Raw genomic sequence first — 2,881 nt, 5'->3', positions numbered from 1 at the left:
CACTACAACTACCACCGCCCCCATAGCGGAGCGGGCGGACATCCCCCAGCATCTCAGCTCCGTGCTGGCGTCACCAACCTCCTGCCCTCGTACATCTAGCCTTCGCTGGGTCATCGAGAGTTGCTGTTGCCCGTGGCGTCGGAATCAATCGAGCCTCGATGTCTACTCAGCTGGAGAACGGGAAAATGCCGATCGAGCGAATTTTGGCTCTGTCCAGTTATCTGCGAATACACCCGGGATCGAGCTTGGTTGCGGGTGGGCACATGGACATTGGGCACTTGGGGTGGAGCATCCCGCAACTGTTATCCAAGGCGACAGCCCCACAAATCTTCGCCGAGCTGGAGACGGCTCAAAAGCATGTGGAAGAAGCGTTCCGTATGCTGGTCGTCGTTGATGAAATGCACCGGAAATTAGGCTAGGCGGGAACGACGCATGATCTATTTCTTGATCGTCGGAATTATGGTGGCCTTGTGCGCTCTGGTGATCGCGCGCCGCACGGTCAAGGGCGGAGGGCGAGACACCGATATCACCGTGGCGATGGCCTCGCTGGTTGTGGCACTGTTCCTTTCCCTGCCAAGTATCCATAACCCTCTGGACCGGGCACTCTGGGGGATAGGGCTGGTCAACTGCATCGGCCACCTGCTGATCTGTCTCTGCGGCTGGCTGATGGGCCGTGGCCTCTACGGGCCGCTGAGCTCTTCAGCACCAGGATGGCGGCAGGGGCGAACCGGATTGGGAATCGGCGTCGTGGGGACTGTCGGAGCCTGGGTTATTTCCGCGGCCGCTTTTGGTCAACCGCGTGTGGTTCACGATGCAACGATGACCGGTTTCTACTGGAGCTTCACCCTCATTACGTTTGTCTGGCTCGTCGCATCTTCCATCACGGCACCACGAAAGGTGCTGAAATATTCATCCCGACACCGCGACGTCGGCGGATTAGGAATGGGCAGGGCGATCGCAACATACATCATCGCCGTGATCGCTTACGTAGATATCACCGTTGGTCTCGTAGTGTTGTGGATCGCTGAATTTGCCCCATTGGGCCCTCTCGTGGTGACGCGTGAAGTGATGGTTTACAGCGGCCCATTTCTGCTTTTGCTAGCTCTGTTGGCATGTCCGTTGTCCGCGCGGTTTGCTGGTCTCCCGGCTACGCCAAAGCGATAGCTCCGGCCCCGGCCAGGATCCCTACCATGGACCCGACGATCAGCTCAAGGACCGTGTGCTTGCGCATGTGCCAGCGCGAGTAGCAAACGGTGGCATGGACAACCACCGCGGCAATCAACCACCACGGGCTAAATAGCCCAGCGGTCACGGTCCCGAAAATCGCGCTCATGCACGCATGAGCGCTGGCCTTGAGTTTGAAGTTAATGATCGCGATGACAGCGACCGCGGCCAAGAGCATTCCGATGAGTGCTTTGACAGTGGATGAATCTGAGCCGATAAGCAAGATGATCGCTCCTGCGGCGATCGAGGCCAAGGAGGCTGCATAAAAGCCATAACGCTGTTTGCGGTGAACTAGCCAGCGATCTGAAGTTTTCCCTGAATGGGCCAGATAGAGCGACAAGCTCCAGGGGATGACTACGACCGTAAGGACTCCCACCGTTGCCTGCCATACCCAGTGATCAGTAGAGACAAGGGGTGCTCCGATCAGCATGACCAACGCCAGGATGAAGGGGGAGAACACCTCGGCGCCGACGGCGTCTGTGAATTTGCGCAAAACTCTCCGAGTGTTTACTTGTTCAACGGTCTAGCGATCTGTACGCTTTAAAAGCAGGTAGCGGCCCCTCCGGGGTCTAAGCGTGAAGGGCCACTACCTGCTATTGAGGGCGCATCAACGTGAAAGTGGATGCTTGCATTACGGTACCAACGATGCGCCCTCGAACAGAACTGTTGAGAATGAGGGCAATCATGTACCTACCGGAAACCCATCGCGGTTCCCCTATCGCTCCAGCCCAGTTTCGTGCTGTCGAGCTTCCCAGCTACCCGCCGACGCTACGGCGTCTTTAAGGGTTATCAAGCCACCCCTTCCTCGCGCATGGTCATACGTGTGCCCTCACGTCTCAGCGATGCGTGGGGGAGGGGTACCTCGCAGTCAAGCGTTCGGCGTCTCGCCACGTGCGTGAATGTAGCTCGTCAGGATGGTCTCAAACTCGATCAAGCGGTGAGTGTTCAGCGAGTGGCGAGTCGGCCGTCCCCGTCCCGGCAGAATCTCTGTTTCCACGACGCCGTGCTCTTCGAGCATGGCGATCTGTCGAGCCAGGCTTTGTTCTCCGACATCGAGGGTGGCGCAAAGTTCCGCGCGAGTTGCCGGAGCCTTCGACAGGATGTTGAGGATTGCCGCGCGCAACGTATTGCCGAAGAGCATGGTCGCGACTCGAACCTGCTCCGGCTGATTGGGGATCTTCATCATGAACGGCACGGCTCCATTATCTCAGTTTTTGCAACATGACGCTTTTTTCACTCACAAAGCATAGCTTACAGTGATAGGAACCGGTAAGATGTAGGTATAGACGAAGCGCCCAGTTGAGAGGAGGTAAGCGATGCACAAGAAAGCTCGCGGCAGATGGATTGCCGCTACTGCAACGGTGGCCGTCTGCGCTACTGGGGTGGCGGCTTACCCGACCCTCCCGTATTCCGTTCAGCATCCTTTCTCTGAAACGGCACAGGCCGCGGACGGGTCAACGATCCATCCGCGGGAAGGAAAGGTCGCTGCCAGTGAAGACGGCAGGAAGTACGCGCCGGATCCCGTCAAGGCATATCGGGCCGCGAAATGCGACCTAGTTGTACGAGGGCAGGAGGTTGGTGACGCCAGCACGGAGCTGAGATGCTGGGGGATGTCCGCCCGCTCCGCTATGGGGGCGGTGGTAGTTGTAGTGGATGT

The 2,881-nt window shown here is 58.1% G+C and carries 4 protein-coding genes; 2 read left to right on the top strand and 2 right to left on the bottom strand.

What is annotated here, in order from left to right; translation table 11 throughout:
• Positions 1 to 158 precede the first annotated feature (158 nt).
• Together CURSPS6_RS00030 and CURSPS6_RS00025 are read left to right on the top strand one after the other, a co-directional pair.
• Positions 159 to 419 (top strand): hypothetical protein, encoded by a 261-nt coding sequence (locus CURSPS6_RS00030; RefSeq protein ID WP_030013171.1) that lies wholly within the window; start codon positions 159 to 161, stop codon positions 417 to 419.
• Between the two features lie 13 nt (positions 420 to 432).
• On the top strand, positions 433 to 1,164 hold the full coding sequence (locus CURSPS6_RS00025) for a hypothetical protein (RefSeq protein WP_030013170.1): 732 nt from the start codon (positions 433 to 435) through the stop codon (positions 1,162 to 1,164).
• On the opposite strand, the gene CURSPS6_RS00020 is transcribed toward CURSPS6_RS00025, so the two are convergent.
• Both CURSPS6_RS00020 and CURSPS6_RS00015 read right to left on the bottom strand, forming a co-directional pair.
• Positions 1,148 to 1,717 (bottom strand): hypothetical protein, encoded by a 570-nt coding sequence (locus CURSPS6_RS00020; RefSeq protein WP_030013168.1) that lies wholly within the window; start codon positions 1,715 to 1,717, stop codon positions 1,148 to 1,150. The two genes, CURSPS6_RS00025 and CURSPS6_RS00020, sit on opposite strands and share 17 nt — an antisense overlap.
• A 375-nt stretch (positions 1,718 to 2,092) precedes the next feature.
• Positions 2,093 to 2,410, bottom strand: a complete 318-nt coding sequence (locus CURSPS6_RS00015; protein WP_152977982.1) for a helix-turn-helix domain-containing protein — start codon at positions 2,408 to 2,410, stop codon at positions 2,093 to 2,095.
• Positions 2,411 to 2,881: the final 471 nt, after the last annotated feature.

The sequence above is a fragment of the Curtobacterium sp. S6 genome (genome assembly GCF_000710345.2).
Classification (GTDB): Bacteria; Actinomycetota; Actinomycetes; order Actinomycetales; family Micrococcaceae; genus Rothia.
Note: the sequence above shows the minus strand (reverse complement) of the source record. Positions and strands in the feature narration are given on the sequence as shown.

Coding starts and splice junctions, on each gene's coding strand:
- CURSPS6_RS00030 (WP_030013171.1), top strand. CDS start 159: ATGTCTACTCAGCTGGAGAACGGGAAAATGCCGATCGAGCGAATTTTG.
- CURSPS6_RS00025 (WP_030013170.1), top strand. CDS start 433: ATGATCTATTTCTTGATCGTCGGAATTATGGTGGCCTTGTGCGCTCTG.
- CURSPS6_RS00015 (WP_152977982.1), bottom strand. CDS start 2,410: ATGATGAAGATCCCCAATCAGCCGGAGCAGGTTCGAGTCGCGACCATG.